Origin of the sequence: Burkholderia sp. F1, assembly GCF_050813845.1 — a bacterium.
In the GTDB taxonomy this organism is placed as follows: Bacteria; Pseudomonadota; Gammaproteobacteria; order Burkholderiales; family Burkholderiaceae; genus Burkholderia; species Burkholderia ubonensis.
The window spans coordinates 630,514-645,736 of record NZ_CP172422.1; the positions used below are offsets into that span (position 1 = coordinate 630,514).

Sequence of the window (15,223 nt, forward strand, 5' to 3'; positions counted from 1 at the left end):
TTCGAGCGGCAGGCCGGCGTTCAGCCGAATCCGGCCTGCGCGACGCGCGCGGCGGGGCCTGCATCACGCATATCAAGCATCCACGGCGCAACTGGGCCGCGCCGTCAAAGATAACGATCCGGGGTACGTCGCCGAGGCCGGCAGCACGTCCTTGACAAGGAAACAACAACATGGATTTGCTGCGATTTTTGCTGCGCCTGCCGTTTCGCGCGATCGGTTTCGTCTGGCGTCTGCTCGGCTACGTGCTGAGGCCGCTCGTCGGCGACGTGTCATGGCGCGCGCCCGCGTGGGTGGGCTTCGCCGTCGCGACGGTGCGCCGCCGCCCGTGGCATGCCGGCGGCGCCGTGCTGCTCGGGATCGCGCTGGCGGGCGGCTGGCACTGGTACAAGCACCGCCCGAAGCCGCCCGAACCGGAAACGGTCAGCTTCACCGTGAAGCCGCCCGCCGTCACGAGCTACGACACCGACGAGAGCGGCAAGCCGAAGGTGACCGTCCATCCGCTCGACATCGCGTTCTCGCACTCGGCCGCGCCGCTCGAACGCGTCGGCAAGCCGGTCGAGCGCGGGATCGAGATCACGCCCGCGCTGAAGGGCGTGTGGCAATGGGTCGACGACAAGACGCTGCGCTTCACGCCGGCGGCCGACTGGCCGGTCGGCGCGCACGTCGAAGGGCGCTTCGCGGTGCGTGAAGCGTTCGCGCCGCAGGTGACGATGGCCGACGACCGTTTCGCGTTCGACGTGCCGGCATTCACCGCGCAGACGGGCAGCAACCAGTTCTACCAGGACCCTGAGAACCCCGCGCAGAAGCAGGCGATCCTGCAGGTCCGCTTCAACTACCCGGTCGATCCGGCCGCGTTCGAGAAGCGCATCGGGCTCGTGCTCGTCGCACGCGACGGCAAGAGCACGACGCCGCTGCGCTATACGGTGAGCTACGACGCGAACAAGCTGAGCGCGTGGGTCAACTCGCAGCCGCTCGAGATTCCGCGCGACCCGCTGTCGGTGCGGCTCGATGTCGACAAGGGCGTGACGAGCGCGCGCGGCGGCGACGGCACGAAGGACGCGCTGCACGCGTCGGTCGGCGTGCCGGGCCTCTACAGCCTGTCGATCGACAACGTGTCGCCGACGCTCGTCGACAACGACCGCTACGAGCCCGAGCAGGTGCTCGTCGCGGAAACGTCCGACGGCGTGCGCAGCGCGGAGCTCGCCGCGCGCGCGAAGGCGTGGGTGCTGCCGAAGCGCAAGCCGGGCGTCGACCAGGCGGATGACGACCCGCCATACGAATGGAACGTCGCGGACGTCGGCGACGCGGTGCTGAAGCAGTCGAAGCCGCTGCCGCTCGAGCCGGTCCCGACCGAGGACGACTACGCGACGCTGCAGAGCTTCAAGTACCACGCAACGCCGGGCGAGCGCGTTTACGTGCGCTTCGACGACGGCCTGAAGTCGGCCGGCGGCTACCTGCTCGGCAAGGCCGTGACGCACGCGTTCACGGTGCCCGACTATCCGAAGCTGCTGCGCTTCATGGCCGACGGCTCGCTGCTGTCGATGAGCGGCAGCAAGCGGATCTCGGTCGTGTCGCGCAACCTGCCCGGGATGAAGGTCGAGATCGGCCGCGTGGTGCCCGACCAGCTCCAGCACCTCGTCAGCTTCAACCAGGGCACGTATGCGCATCCCGAGCTGTCGTATTCGTTCAGCGAGGACCACATCGTCGAGCGCTTCGTGCAGAAGCGCGCGTTCCCGGCGGGCGAGCCGGGCAAGGCGCATTACGAAGGCGTCGATCTCGGCCAGTACCTGAAGGGCGGCAAGCGCGGCGTGTTCCTGCTGCACCTGTCCAAATACGATCCGGCCGCCGAGAAGAAGCAGGCGGACGCCGCTCAGGGCGACGATGCGGCGGCGGACGGCAACGGCGGCCCGGACCACGCCGACAGCGCGGATTCGGGCGGCGACGGCAGCGCCGATGACAGCTCGCTCGGCGACACGCGGCTGATCGTCGTGACGGACCTCGGGATGCTCGTCAAGCGCGCGCTCGACGGCAGCCAGGACGTGTTCATCCAGTCGATTCGCACCGGCCGCCCGGTCGCGGGCGCGACCGTGTCGGTGCTCGCGGTGAACGGCCAGGCGCTGTTCACGCAGACGACCGCCGCGGACGGCGTCGTGCATTTCCCCGCGTTCAAGGGACTCGAGCGCGAGAAGCGTCCGCAGCTTTACGTCGTGAAGAAGGACGGCGACCTGTCGTTCCTGCCCGTGTCCGGACATGACCGCCAGCTCGACTTCTCGCGCTTCGACGTCGGCGGCGAGCGCAACGCGACCGGCCAGGGGCAGCTGTCCGCGTACCTGTTCTCGGATCGCGGGCTGTACCGGCCCGGCGACCCGTTCCATGTCGGCCTGATCGTGCGGGCGGCGAGCTGGGCGCGCAGCCCGGCCGGCGTGCCGCTGCAGGCCGAGATCGTCGATCCGCGCGGGATGACGGTCGAGCGCCGGCCGGTGACCGTCGACGCGACCGGGTTCACCGAGCTCGGCTATACGACCGCCGAGACCGCGCCGACCGGCGCGTGGACCATCAACCTGTATATCGTCAAGGACGGCCGGCCGGGCGAAGAGCCGATCGGCAGCACGACGGTGCAGGTGAAGGAATTCCTGCCGGACCGGATGAAGGTCGACGCGAAGCTGTCGCAGCAGGTCGTCGAAGGCTGGGTGAAGCCGGACGGGCTGAAGGGGATCGTCGATGCGCAGAACCTGTTCGGCACGCCGGCGGAGAAGCGCCGCGTCGCCGCGACGCTGACGCTGCGGCCGGCATGGCCGTCGTTCCGCAGTTGGCAGGGCTATCGCTTCTTCGACGCGCGGCGCGCGCAGGAGGGCTACACGACCACGCTGCAGGACGGCCAGACCGACGACAAGGGCCATGCCGAGTTCGATCTCGACCTCGGCAAGTACGCGGACGCGACCTACCAGCTCTACTTCCAGGCGAAGACCTATGAGGCGGAAGGCGGGCGCAGCGTCGCCGCGAACGCGCAGACGCTCGTGTCGAACAACGACTGGCTGGTCGGCTACAAGTCGATCGACGATCTCGGCTACGTGAAGCGCGGCAGCCCGCGCACGGTGCGGCTCGTCGCGATCGATCCGCGCGCGAAGGCGATCGACTTGAAGGACCTGCGCGCGCAGCTCGTCGAGCAGCGCTACGTGTCGGTGCTGACGAAGCAGGATTCGGGCGCGTACAAGTACGACTCGCGGCTGAAGGAAGTGCCGGTCGACGAGCAGCCGCTGACGCTTCCCGCCGCGGGCCGCGACTTCGCGCTGCGCACCGACAGGCCCGGCAGCTATGCACTGGTGATCCGCCGCGCGGACGGCGCGGCGGTGAACCGCATCGAGTACACGGTCGCGGGCGAAGCGAACGTGACGCGCTCGCTTGACCGCAACTCGGAGCTGCAGGTGAGCCTGGCCAAGCATGACTACAAGCCGGGCGAGCAGGTCGAGATCGCGATCCGCGCGCCCTACGCGGGCAGCGGCCTGATCACGATCGAGCGCGACAAGGTGTACGCGCACGCATGGTTCCATGCGGACACGACGAGCTCGATCCAGCACATCACGGTGCCGGCCGGCTTCGAGGGCAGCGGCTACATCAACGTGCAGTACATTCGCGATCCGTCGTCGGACGAGATCTTCATGAGCCCGCTGAGCTACGGCGTCGTGCCGTTCTCGGTGAACCTCGACGCGCGCCGCAACGCGCTCACGGTCGACGCGCCCGCGCTGGTGAAGCCGGGCGACACCGCGACCTTCACCGTGCATTCGGCTAAGCCCGCGAAGGTCGTCGTGTTCGCGGTCGACGAGGGGATCCTGCAGGTCGCGCGCTACAAGCTCGGCGATCCGCTGAAGTTCTTCTTCCGCAAGCGGATGCTCGAGGTCGGCACGTCGCAGATCCTCGACCTGATCCTGCCGGACTTCGAGAAGCTGATGTCGATGGCGGCGCCCGGCGGCGACGCCGACGACGCGCTCGGCCGCCAGCTCAATCCGTTCAAGCGCAAGCGCGACAAGCCGGTCGTCTACTGGTCGGGGATCGTCGACGTGAACGGCGACGCGCGCGTCAGCTACACGGTGCCGGACTATTTCAACGGCCGGCTGCGCGTGATGGCCGTATCGGTGTCGCCGGACCTGGTCGGCACCTACGAAGGCGCGACGACCGTGCGCGGCGATTTCGTGCTGTCGCCGAACGTGCCGGCCACGCTCGCGCCGGGCGACGAAGCGGAAGTGAGCGTCGGCGTCGCGAACAACCTGACGGGCGTCGGCAACGCACCGGTGCCGGTCGCGGTCACGCTGAAGACGGGCCCGCAGCTGCAGGTGGTCGGCCCGGCGACGCAGAACGTCACGCTCGCACCCATGCGCGAAGGCGTCGCGCTGTTCCGCGTGAAGGCGACCGACGCGCTCGGCTCCGGCACGCTGTCGTTCGCTGCGCGCTACGGCGCGAAGGCCGCGCAGCAGAGCGTCGACGTGTCGGTGCGACCGGCCGCCGCGTTCCGCACGCAGCTCGACTTCGCGCGGCTCGACGCGGGCAAGAAGGCGAGCGTGCCGAACCTGCGCAGCATGTACGACGCGTACGCGGCGCGCGACGCGAGCATCTCGACCGCGCCGCTCGTGCTGTCGGAGGGGCTGGCGTCGTATCTCGTCAATTTCGACCACTACTGCAGCGAGCAGATGGTGAGCGCGATCGTGCCGCGCCTGTTCGCGTCGAAATGGCTGTCGGTGCGCGCGCTGACGAGCCCGCGGCAGCCGCGGGCCGCTTCGGCCGCTTCGGCAGAGCAAGCCGCAGCGGACGCGGCCGCGCAGTTCTTCGGCGCGCTGCGCACCCGGCAGAACGCGCAGGGCGGCTTCGGACTGTGGAGCGCGACGCCGGATGCCGATCCGTTCGTGTCCGCGTATGCGATGCACGTGCTGATCGATGCGCGCGAGCGCGGCGCGGCCGTGCCGAAGGACATGCTCGACGCAGGCAACGCGTACCTGCAGCAGCTCGCGGCGAACGACCGGCTCGGCTCGCTCGACCTGCTGCGGCAGCGTGCGTATGCGGTGTACCTGCTGACGCGCGCGGGCAACGTGACGACCAACAGCCTCGCGGCGGTGCAGAAGCGCCTGCAGGACGCGTACCCGAACGACTGGAAGACCGATCTCGCGGCCGCGTGGCTCGCCGCGTCGTACCAGCTGCTGAAGCAGGACAAGGAGGCGGCGGCGCTGATCGCCGGCCCGCAGGGGCTGCTCGAGCGCAAGGCGGCGCGCAACGAGCCGTACGACGCCGGCTACTACATCGATCCGCTGACGCGCGACGCGAGCGTGCTGTACCTGCTTGCGAAGCACTTCCCCGAGCGCGTGCGCAAGCTGTCGCCGCGCGTGATGGAGAACGTCTCGGCGCCGCTCGAGCGCAACCGCTACAACACGCTGTCGTCGGCGATGACGATCCTCGCGCTCGACGCATACGCGGGCGCGAGCGCGGGCGGCCTCGACAAGCTCGCGATCGACGAGGTGCGCGCGGGCGGCGCGCCGAAGGACGTGTCGTCGGTGCAGGCGAACCTCGTGCGCTCGGGCACCTGGGGCGCGGGCGCGTCACGGGTCGACTTCGTGAACGGCAGCGCGCTGCCCGCGTGGTGGATCGCGAGCCAGTCGGGCTACGACCGCGGCACGTCGGCGAAGGCGATCAAAAACGGCCTCGAGATCGTGCGCGAGTACACCGATACGAGCGGCAAGCCGCTCGACAAGGTGACGCTCGGCCAGGAAATCGACGTGCACCTGAAGATCCGCGCGACAGGCTCGGCGAGCGTCGGCAACGTCGCGATCGTCGACCTGCTGCCGGGCGGCTTCGACCCGGTGATCGCGCCGCCGCCCGCGACCGACGCGCAGGACGGCAACGGCGATGCGGGCGGCGCGGATGCGGCCGGCGCGGCGAATGCACCGTGGCGCTCGCCGATCGGCGTCGCGGGCTCGACCTGGCAGCCGGAATACGCGGACGTGCGCGAGGATCGCGTGGTGATCTACGGCACCGCGACGACCGACGTGCGCGAGTTCGTGTACCGGATCAAGGCGAGCAACGCGGGCCGCTTCGTGGTGCCGCCCGCGTATGGCGAGTCGATGTACGACCGGCGCGTGCAGGCGCAGTCGCCGGGCGGCGCGACCCTCACGGTCGGGCGCGCGCGATGATCGCGGCGTCGCATGCGTCGCGTTCGGCGGAAGGTGGACGGGCGCATGGCTGACGGGCCCGCATTCCGCCGGGCGCTGCATCGCGCCGGCCGCTGGCTGCATCGCTGGCAGAACTGGATCGCGGGCGGGCTGCTCGTCGTGGCGGTGCTGGCCGGTTTCCGGCTGTGGCCGCATCCGTCGCTGCGCGACTGGAAACCGTCGTCGACCGCCGTGTTCGATGCGCACGGGCGGCTGTTGCGGCTCACGCTCGCGAAGGACGACCGCTACCGGCTGTGGGTGCCGCTCGAACGGATGTCGCCGCAACTCGTCGAAGCGGTGCTGCTGCACGAGGACCGCTGGTTCTGGTGGCATCCGGGCTTCAATCCGTACGGCCTTGTGCGCGGCGCGTGGGTCACCTACGTGCGCGGCGGCAATCCGCAGGGCGGCTCGACGCTGACGATGCAGCTCGCGCGCTCGCTGTGGCGGCTCAACACGCGCACGCCGCTCGGCAAGCTCGAACAGGTCGGCCGCGCGCTGCAGCTCGAGCTGTTCCATTCGAAGCGGCAGATCCTCGAGGCATACCTGAACGATGCGCCGTACGGCCGCAACGTCGAAGGCGCGGGCACCGCGAGCCTCGTGTATTTCGACCGGCAGGCCGATGCGCTGACGTTGCCCGAGGCGCTCGCGCTCGCGGTGATCCCGCAGGATCCGGCGCGGCGCGTGCGCGGCGGCGCGGGGCAGGACGAGATCAATCGCGCGCTCGCCGCGTCCCGCAACCGGCTGTACGCGCGCTGGCTCGCCCGCCATCCGCGCGACGCGGCATCGAGGCCGCTGTTCGCGCTGCCGCTCGCGATGCGCCCGCTCGCGGCGCTGCCGTTCGACGCGCCGCACGCGGTCGACCAGGCGCTGGCCGAGCGCGACGCGTGGCGCACCCGGGCGGGCGCCGGGGACGATGATGCACGCGACGCCGCGCGCGTCGTCACGTCGCTCGATCTCGATCTGCAGCGTGCGCTCGAACGGCAGGTCGGCCGCTACGTCGCGCGCAACGACACGCAGGGCATCCGCAACGCGGCGGCGATCCTCGTCGACACGCGCGACATGGGCGTGAAGGCGCTCGTCGGTTCCGCGAACTTCTTCGACCGCGCGATCCAGGGGCAGGTGAACGGCACGCTCGCGCGGCGCTCGCCGGGCTCGACGCTCAAGCCGTTCATCTATGCGCTCGGCTTCGACCAGGGCGTGCTGCATCCGCAGACGGTGCTGCGCGACGTGCCGACGTCGTTCGGCCCGTACGCGCCGGAGAACTTCGACGGCCGCTTCCTCGGGCCGATCACCGCGACCGATGCGCTGAACCGCAGCCGCAACGTGCCCGCCGTGTGGGTCGCGTCGCAGCTCAGGCAGCCCGATCTCTACGGGTTCCTGCAGGCGGCCGGCGTACGCCGGCTCGCGAGCGCGCAGCACTACGGGCTCGCGCTCGTGCTCGGCGGCGGCGAGGTCACGATGCAGGATCTGGCGCGCCTGTACGCGATGCTCGCGAACGGCGGGGTGCTGCGGCCGCTGCGGCTGCGCGACGACGAGCCGGTCGCGCCGGGCCGGCGCCTGCTGAGCGCGGAAGCGAGCTTCATGACGATGGACATGCTGCGCGAGCACCTGCGTCCCGACGAGACGAGCGGCGCGCAGCCCGGGCGGCTGCCCGTGTACTGGAAGACCGGCACGTCGTGGTCGTTCCGCGATGCGTGGACGGCCGGCGTGTTCGGGCCGTACGTGCTGGTCGTATGGGTCGGCAATTTCGACAATTCGAGCAACACGGCGTTCGTCGGCGTCGACGCGGCCGCGCCGCTGTTCTTCCAGATCGTCGATGCGCTGAACGCCGAGCGTGCGCTCGTCGAACCGCCGCGGCCGGCGCCGCCGCGCGTGAAGCGTGTGCGGGTCTGTCTCGCGAGCGGCGACCTGCCGAACGAGTGGTGTCCGCAGCAGGGCTGGACGTGGTTCATCCCGGGCACGTCGCCGATCCGCGTGAGCACCGTGCACCGGCCCGTCGTGATCGACGACGCGACCGGCCGCCCCGCGTGCCCGCCCTATGACGGCAAGCGCACGCACACCGAAGTCTTCGAGTTCTGGCCGTCGGACCTGCAGCAGGTGTTCGCGCAGGCGGGCATTCCGCGCCGGCGCCCGCCGCAGAATCCCGACTGCGGCAACGCCGGGCAGGTCGACGGCGATCCGCCGCGCATCACGTCGCCGCTGCGCGGCAGCACGTATGCCATGCGCGTGAAGGACGCGAGCGGCACGCGCATCGCGTTCAACGCGACCGCCGATGCGAGCGCGCATGCGCTCTACTGGTTCGTCAACGATGCGTATGTCGGCCGCAGCGCGCCGGGCGACGCGCTGTTCTGGCAGCCGGCAACGGCGGGCAGCTTTACGGTGCGGGTGGTCGACGACCACGGCCGCAGCGACCAGCGGCCGCTGGCGGTCGGGCTCGAGCAGTAGCGGGCGCGCCGCCTGCGCTCACTTCCACGTCGGCGGCAGCGCGGGCGCCTCCAGGCGCGGGGCCGTCACGCCCTGCACGTCGCCGAAGCCGCGCCGCGCGTTCCACGCGTCGGCCGCGGCGACCATCTCCGCCGGGCTGCGCGCGACGAAGTTCCACCAGATCAGCAGGTCTTCCTCGAACGGCGCGCCGCCGAGCACGATGAATCGCGCGGCGGCCTCCGTCGTCAGTTCGAGCCGGTCGCGCCCGGTGCCGAGATAGAGCAGCACGTTCGGTTCGAGCGCCGCGCCGTCGACGGCCACGTCGCCCGTCAGCGCGAAGACCGCATACTCGAAGGCCGGATCGAGCGGCATCGCGAGACGGGCGGGGCCGTCCGACGCGAAGTCCAGCCCGACCATCGGCGAATACACCTGGGCCGGCGATACGCGATCGAACGCGGCGCCGGCGAGCACCGTGATCGTGAAGCCGCCGTCGCGGTGCACGGGCAGGTTCCGGTAGTTTTCGAACGCGGGCGCGCGGTCGCGATGCGCGTCGGGCAGCGCGATCCAGAGCTGGACCGCATGAAAGCGTCCGCCGGGCAACAAGGTGTCCTCCGCGTGCGCGATGCCGCGGCCGGCGGTCATCAGGTTGACCTCGCCGGGCCGGATCACCTGCTCGTAGCCGAGGCTGTCGCGATGCAGCACCGAGCCTTCGATCATCCAGGTGAACGTCTGCAGGCCGATGTGCGGATGCGGGCCGACGTGCATGCCGGTGTCGCCGGAAAGCGCGACCGGGCCCGCGTGGTCCAGGAAGCACCACGCGCCGACGGTTTTCCGCTGACGATTGGGCAAGGCGCGGTGGATCGGCAGCGCGCCGACTTCCGCGGCGCGCGCCGGGTAGCGTTCGGCGGCCTGCGGGCCGGGTTCGGTGGAGGTCGACGGGGTTTCGATGCGCGTGTCCATGTCGTGAACGTCCTGTGCTCGTATCGTGAGGCGGGTTATGTCATGCAGTCAGGCGGCTGTCGATCTCGACGTCGCCGGTGAGCAGCCGGTGAATCGGGCATGCGTTCGCGATTTCCAGCAGGCGGTTGCGCTGCTCGGCCGTCAGGTTGCCGCTCAGCGTGATGTCGCGCGCGATCCTGGTCGGCGATCCGGGCTGCTCGTCGGTGATCGCGAGCCGCACGTCGATGCCGGCGAGCGGCAATTCCTTGCGCTGCGCATACATCGCGACGGTGATCGCGGTGCAGGAGCCGAGCGCGGACAAGAGGAGGTCGTGCGGATCCGGGCCGCGGTCGCCGCCGCCGAGACGGGCCGGCACGTCGCTGCGCCATTCATGGGCGCCGGACGTCAGCGTGACCTGGTAGCGGATCGCGCCGAGATGCGCGACGACGGTTGAATTTGCCATGGGAAATCCTGATGAACGAGAAAGCGGGGGAAAGGGGCCGGCCGGATGCCGCGGGTCAGCGGTCGTCGATCCGGACGACGGCGTAGCCGGCATCGTCGAACGCGACGAAGAACTCCTCGGCGAACAGCCACGAATCGACCTGGACCATCCGGCTCGCCTGGTCGACCTGAACCTTGGCGTCCGGGTCGACGGTCCGGATCTGATGCGCGATGTCTTGTGCCGCTGCGCCATCGATGGCGTGGTCGAGCAGAAATTCCATGATGTGCTCCTGATCGAATGCGAATGTCAGTCTGCCTGCGTGCGCGACAGGCGCGCCGCGCAACCTGTTCGCAACCTTACATCGGCTTGACGGTGCCCGGAAGCCGGTGCGCGCGGAACGGACTGTCGCCCGCCGGGCAACAAAGCGCGCGCACGCCGCCGTCACCGGTGGCCTGCCTGCGCGGTCGCGCCCGCCGCGTCGCCTGCTCGAGGACGAATGGTGACCGTGCAGGTCGTGCCCGCAGCCAGAAGCGTATCGGACGGCAGCGCATCGAGACGAATGCGCACCGGCACGCGCTGCGCGAGGCGCACCCACGTGAAGATCGGATTGACGTCCGCGAGCAGCGACGAGCCGGTCGGATTGTCGCGATCGCTGATGCCGCGCGCGATGCTCTCGACGTGTCCGGCGAGCGGCGCGCCGCCCGACAGCAGCCGGACTTCCACCGGGTCGCCGACGCGCACCTGCGGCAGCTTGGTCTCTTCGAAATAGCCGTACACCCAGTAGGAATGGGCGTCGATCAGCGCGAGCCGCGCGACGCCCGAGGTCGCATAGTCGCCGGGGTACAGGTTCAGGTTCGTGATGTAGCCGTCGACGGGTGCGCGCACCACGCTGCGTTCGAGATTGATGCGCGCGATGTCCCGCGCGGCGAGCGCGGCCTGGTAATTGGCCTGCGCCTGGCGGGCCGCCGCGCCGGAATCGTCGCGCACTTCGGCTGAAATGACCGAGCCGTCGAGCTGCGCGCGGCGCGCGGCCTGCCGGTTGCGCATGTCGAGTTCGGAGCGCCGCAGCGCGACCTGCGCGTCCGCTTGCGCGAGCGCGTAGCGGAAGCGGTCCGGATCGAGGCGAAACAGCACGTCGCCGCGATGCACCGGCTGGTTGTCGGCGACGAGCACGTCGGTCACGATGCCCGACACGTCCGGCGCGATGTTGACGACTTTCGCGCGCACGCGGCCGTCGCGGGTCCACGGCGCGTACATGTAGTGCGTCCAGAGCGCATGGGCGAGCAGCACGGCGGCGCAGAACAGCAGCAAGGTCGCCGCGACGCGAAAGAGGGATTGGGCACGCATGATGACTTCGGAGCTGGGAGGGATTTATTGGGCGAACAGCAGGCCGATCGCGCAGAACACGCACACGAACAGCGACACCCGGAACAGCGCCGGATGCCAGACGCGCCGGTAGAGCCCGGTGCGCGCGATCCAGCGGTCCGCGATCCAGAACGCGACGCCGCAGCCGACGAACGCCGGCAGCAGGCCGGGGAAGAGCAGCGAGACGAACGACATTTCAGCGAACATCGGGGCCTCCCGGCGGCGGCATGACGGCGTCGGCCGGCATCGGTTCGACGCCGCCGCCGAGCGCCATCATCAACTGCGCCCAACTGTCGAGCCGCGCTGCGCGCGTGTTCGCGAGGTTCTGTTGCGCCTGCAGCAGCTCGGTCTGCGTCGACAGCACGTTCAGGTAATCGGTGAGGCCGGCGCGATACGCGCGCGACGCGTAGTCGAAGGCGCTTTGCGCGGACTGCACCGACGCCTCGACGTCCTGCTGCTGGCGCGCGAGCGACTGCAGCGACACGACCTGGTTGGCGACGTCGCGAAACGCGTCGAGCACGGCCTCGTTGTACGTCTCGACCGCGGTGTCATAGTCGGCGACGGCCACGCCGTACCGGCCCTTGCGCACGCCGCCGTCGAAGATCGGCAGCGACAGCGCGGCGCCGAAGCCGTGCGTCATCGCGTCGTTGTTCACGAGCGTGAAGAAGCCGCCGAACGCCGCCGATACCAGCCCGGCGCTCGCGATCAGGTCGATGTTCGGATAGAAGTCGGCCTTCGCGGCCTTGATGCCGTGCGTGGCGGCCTCGACGCGCCAGCGCGCGGCGACGATGTCCGGGCGATGGCCGACGAGCTCCGCCGGCAGGCTGGCGGGCAGCGCGGCGCGCACGTCGAGCCGCAGCGCGGGCCGCGCGAGCCGTGCGCCCGCGCCGGGACCCTGGCCGGTCAGCACCGCGAGTTCGTTGCGCATCACCGCGATCTGCCGGTCGAGCTCCTCGACCTGCGCGCGGGTCGCCGCGATCGGCGTCGTCGCCTGCGTCACCTCGAAGCGGCTCGCCAGTCCCGCCTTCATGCGGCGCTCGATGATGTCGACGATGTCCTGCTGCCGTTTCAGCGTTGCGAGCGCGACGTCGCGCTGATCGAACGCGCGTGCGAACGACACATAGGTGCGCACGACCGCCGTTTCGAGCGTCAGGCGCGCGGCGCGGGCGTCGGCTTGCGCGGCCCGCGCGCTGTCGAGCGCGCCTTCGCGCAGCGCGCGATCCTTGCCCCAGAGATCCAGCGAATAGCTCAGGTCCGCGCCGACGGCGTTGTTCCAGACCGTATTGCCGCCTGGCGGGCTGGGGCTCGCAAAGCGGGCGAAGCGCCTGCGCGTGAAGTCGCCTTGCACGCTCGCCGACGGATAGCGCGACGCGCCGGCGACGCGCGCGAGCTCGAGATAGCGATCGACGCGCGCGCGGGCGATGCGCAGCGCCGGATTGCCGGCGACCGCGTCGGCGACCAGCGCGTCGAGCTGCGGATCGCGCCACGCGAGCCACCAGTCGTCGCGCGGCCATGCGGCCGCGGCGGCTTGCGTCGAACGCGGGAACTGCGCGGCGACGCCGGACGGGTCGAGCATCTGCGCCCGCGGCGCGATTCCGTTCGTGTTGGCGCACGCGCCGAGCAGCAGCGCGCATGCGGCGGCCGCTGCGCCGGCGGCGACCCGGCGGCCCCGGTCAGGCGCGCACGTCATGGTGCGAGGCCGGTGCGAGCCGGAGCGGAATCAGGTTGCATTGCAGCGATACGCGGATGAAGTTGACGCAATGGCGCAGGTGGGTGTTCGTTTCAGGCGCCGACGGCGCGGTGGCCCCGAGTGCCGCCAGCGCGGCGGCCGCGTCCCGCTCGGCCGCCTGCAGCGTGTCGATCGACGGCGCGTCGAACAGGCGCGACACGGATGCGCACAGCGCACGCTCGCTCGCGTGCCACGCGTCGGGCATCGGGCGCTGCGCGCTCGCCGTGCGCAGGTCGACGATGCTGCGGCCGATTTCCAGCGCAGCGAACGTCCAGGCGAGCAGCGTGTCCTGGCCGAGCGGGCCGGAAGCCGGACGCGCGGCGATCTGCAGCACGAAATCGCGCACGCCGGCATCGAACCGCGGCATCAGCCCGGCGAGCGGGCCGTAGCAGGCGTCGCGCGACACGAGCCGGCGGAGCTGGCGCAGATAGAGGCCGGTCGCCCAGTCGCCGCTGTAGGGCGCGACGACGGAATAGGCCAGCGACGCGGCGCCGATGCCGAGGATCGCCGCGAAGCCCGCGTCGAACGTCGCTTCAGGCGCGTAGACGCCCGGATTGGTCAGGTTGCCCAGAAACAGGAAGTAGATGTTGAAGCCGAGGCCGAACGCCGCGGTGGCGGGAAACGTGTTCAGGTACGAGCCGACGCAGACGAACAGCGCCAGCGCGGCCGCCAGTGCGGCGAAGCCGTCGATGAGCGGCAGCAGCCCGAAGTTGAAGAACAGGCTCGCGATCCACGCGACGGCGCAGCCGAGTGCGACCTGACGCGTGGCCGCGGCGGGCGCGGGCATGATCGAGTAGAGGGCGCTCGCGATCGCCGCGGCGATCACCGCACCCGCTGCGGCGTTCCATCCCGACGCGATCCAGAACAGCGTGACCGCGCCGATGGCCACGATCGCCCGGATGCCGGATGCGGCGGATACCATCCGGTTCGCGGTGGTGCCGATCCGCGGCAGGCGGGCAGGCGCCGGCGGCGCGTCGCCCGCGGCCGGTTGCCGGATCGCGATGAAATCCGCGAGATAGCGGCGCGCGCTGACGAACGCTTGCCGAAGCAACGACACGCCGGTATCGATGTCGCGCCGCACGATCGCGTCGGCGTGCGCGGGGACGCGCGTGTCGCTCGCCGCCGACTGCGCGAGCCATCGATCGATGCCGTCGACGACGCGCTGGACGGCAAGCAGGTCGAACGGCTGCGCGTCCGCTTCGGCGGGGATCAGCCGCGCGGCGTCCGCGCACAGCCGATCGACGGTGCGCGTGGCAGGCGCGTCGGCATCGCGGCCGATGCGCAGGCGAAACTGATGAAGCGCATGCAAGCGCGCGCTCGCGTCGAGGAATTGACCGGCCATCCGCGTCATCACGTCGTCGCGCGCGCGCAGGTCGGGATCTTCGAACACGGCGGCGCTGCGCAGGTTCTCGAGCTGCGCGCGCGCGGCGATGAGCCGAAGATACGCGCGATGCTGCTCGCCGGCGGGCAGCGCTTCCGTCAGTGCGGCCCGGACGAAGCGCATGAAATCGGCATAGTGATGCTCGCCGGTCTGCATCAGCATCGCGCGGACGTGGCGCGGCAGGATCAGCGCGCTGACGAGACTCGCCGACAGGATGCCGATCGAGACCTCGCTCAGTCCGGTCACGACGTTGGCGATGATGTCGTATGGCCGGTCGACCGACGGCAGCGCCGCGATGCAGGTCGCGTAGCCGGCAAGCACGAATCCGTACGACTGGTAATTGCGGAAGTAGGCCGCGCCCCATGTGCAGCAGCCGATCCACAGTGCGAGCGCCGTCAGGAACAGCACCCGCTCCTGCGGAAAAGCGCCGATCAGCACGAGCGCGGCCAGGTTGCCGACCAGCATCCCGACGCCGCGGTAGAACCCGCGCGCCATCACCATCCCGCTGTGCTGATGCATCATCAGGATCACGACGGTCACCATCGCGGTCCGCGGCGCGGCGAGCTCCACGCGCATCGACACGCCCGCCGCGATCACGACGGCGAGCGCGGTCTTGAGCACGTGGATCAGGCGCGCGCCGTCCGTGCGGCCGAACGCGCGGAACAGGTCGAGCGAGGCGCGCGCGAAACCGGCCCGGCTCACGGCGGGAGGGATCGTGTGCTGAGTGTCTGGCATGGCGTGGCGACTGG

The 15,223-nt window shown here is 70.6% G+C and carries 9 protein-coding genes; 2 read left to right on the forward strand and 7 right to left on the reverse strand.

The window, feature by feature from the left end; translation table 11 throughout:
- Positions 1-170 precede the first annotated feature (170 nt).
- Together ACFIMZ_RS21880 and pbpC are read left to right on the forward strand one after the other, a co-directional pair.
- On the forward strand, positions 171-6,176 hold the full coding sequence (locus ACFIMZ_RS21880) for an MG2 domain-containing protein (protein ID WP_431824405.1): 6,006 nt from the start codon (positions 171-173) through the stop codon (positions 6,174-6,176).
- A 45-nt stretch (positions 6,177-6,221) separates the two neighbouring features.
- A complete protein-coding gene (gene pbpC, locus ACFIMZ_RS21885) occupies positions 6,222-8,639 on the forward strand; it encodes a penicillin-binding protein 1C (RefSeq protein ID WP_431824406.1) in 2,418 nt (805 codons plus the stop codon).
- Positions 8,640-8,657: 18 nt separating this feature from the next.
- On the opposite strand, the gene ACFIMZ_RS21890 is transcribed toward pbpC, so the two are convergent.
- From ACFIMZ_RS21890 to ACFIMZ_RS21920, 7 genes are all read right to left on the reverse strand, one after another.
- Positions 8,658-9,578: a pirin family protein gene (locus tag ACFIMZ_RS21890; RefSeq protein WP_431824407.1), complete on the reverse strand. Its 921-nt coding sequence runs from the start codon at positions 9,576-9,578 to the stop codon at positions 8,658-8,660.
- A gap of 40 nt (positions 9,579-9,618) precedes the next feature.
- Positions 9,619-10,020 carry an OsmC family protein gene (locus ACFIMZ_RS21895; RefSeq protein ID WP_431824408.1) on the reverse strand — a complete coding sequence of 134 codons (402 nt, stop codon included), beginning with the start codon at positions 10,018-10,020 and terminating at the stop codon, positions 9,619-9,621.
- A gap of 55 nt (positions 10,021-10,075) precedes the next feature.
- Positions 10,076-10,279, reverse strand: a complete 204-nt coding sequence (locus ACFIMZ_RS21900; protein ID WP_431824409.1) for a hypothetical protein — start codon at positions 10,277-10,279, stop codon at positions 10,076-10,078.
- A gap of 161 nt (positions 10,280-10,440) precedes the next feature.
- Complete coding sequence (locus ACFIMZ_RS21905; protein ID WP_431824410.1) at positions 10,441-11,346, reverse strand: efflux RND transporter periplasmic adaptor subunit; 906 nt, start codon at positions 11,344-11,346, stop codon at positions 10,441-10,443.
- 24 nt (positions 11,347-11,370) lie between these two features.
- Positions 11,371-11,571 carry a DUF1656 domain-containing protein gene (locus ACFIMZ_RS21910; protein ID WP_431824411.1) on the reverse strand — a complete coding sequence of 67 codons (201 nt, stop codon included), beginning with the start codon at positions 11,569-11,571 and terminating at the stop codon, positions 11,371-11,373.
- Positions 11,561-13,054 carry an efflux transporter outer membrane subunit gene (locus tag ACFIMZ_RS21915; protein WP_431824412.1) on the reverse strand — a complete coding sequence of 498 codons (1,494 nt, stop codon included), beginning with the start codon at positions 13,052-13,054 and terminating at the stop codon, positions 11,561-11,563. The genes ACFIMZ_RS21910 and ACFIMZ_RS21915 overlap by 11 nt, the downstream gene beginning before the upstream one ends.
- Positions 13,038-15,209: an FUSC family protein gene (locus tag ACFIMZ_RS21920; protein ID WP_431824413.1), complete on the reverse strand. Its 2,172-nt coding sequence runs from the start codon at positions 15,207-15,209 to the stop codon at positions 13,038-13,040. The genes ACFIMZ_RS21915 and ACFIMZ_RS21920 overlap by 17 nt, the downstream gene beginning before the upstream one ends.
- Positions 15,210-15,223: the final 14 nt, after the last annotated feature.

Excerpts from the sequence above, each read along its gene's own strand:
- ACFIMZ_RS21880 (WP_431824405.1), top strand. The coding sequence starts at position 171 with ATGGATTTGCTGCGATTTTTGCTGCGCCTGCCGTTTCGCGCGATCGGT.
- pbpC (WP_431824406.1), top strand. The coding sequence starts at position 6,222 with ATGGCTGACGGGCCCGCATTCCGCCGGGCGCTGCATCGCGCCGGCCGC.
- ACFIMZ_RS21890 (WP_431824407.1), bottom strand. The coding sequence starts at position 9,578 with ATGGACACGCGCATCGAAACCCCGTCGACCTCCACCGAACCCGGCCCG.
- ACFIMZ_RS21895 (WP_431824408.1), bottom strand. The coding sequence starts at position 10,020 with ATGGCAAATTCAACCGTCGTCGCGCATCTCGGCGCGATCCGCTACCAG.
- ACFIMZ_RS21900 (WP_431824409.1), bottom strand. The coding sequence starts at position 10,279 with ATGGAATTTCTGCTCGACCACGCCATCGATGGCGCAGCGGCACAAGAC.
- ACFIMZ_RS21905 (WP_431824410.1), bottom strand. The coding sequence starts at position 11,346 with ATGCGTGCCCAATCCCTCTTTCGCGTCGCGGCGACCTTGCTGCTGTTC.
- ACFIMZ_RS21910 (WP_431824411.1), bottom strand. The coding sequence starts at position 11,571 with ATGTTCGCTGAAATGTCGTTCGTCTCGCTGCTCTTCCCCGGCCTGCTG.
- ACFIMZ_RS21915 (WP_431824412.1), bottom strand. The coding sequence starts at position 13,054 with ATGACGTGCGCGCCTGACCGGGGCCGCCGGGTCGCCGCCGGCGCAGCG.
- ACFIMZ_RS21920 (WP_431824413.1), bottom strand. The coding sequence starts at position 15,209 with ATGCCAGACACTCAGCACACGATCCCTCCCGCCGTGAGCCGGGCCGGT.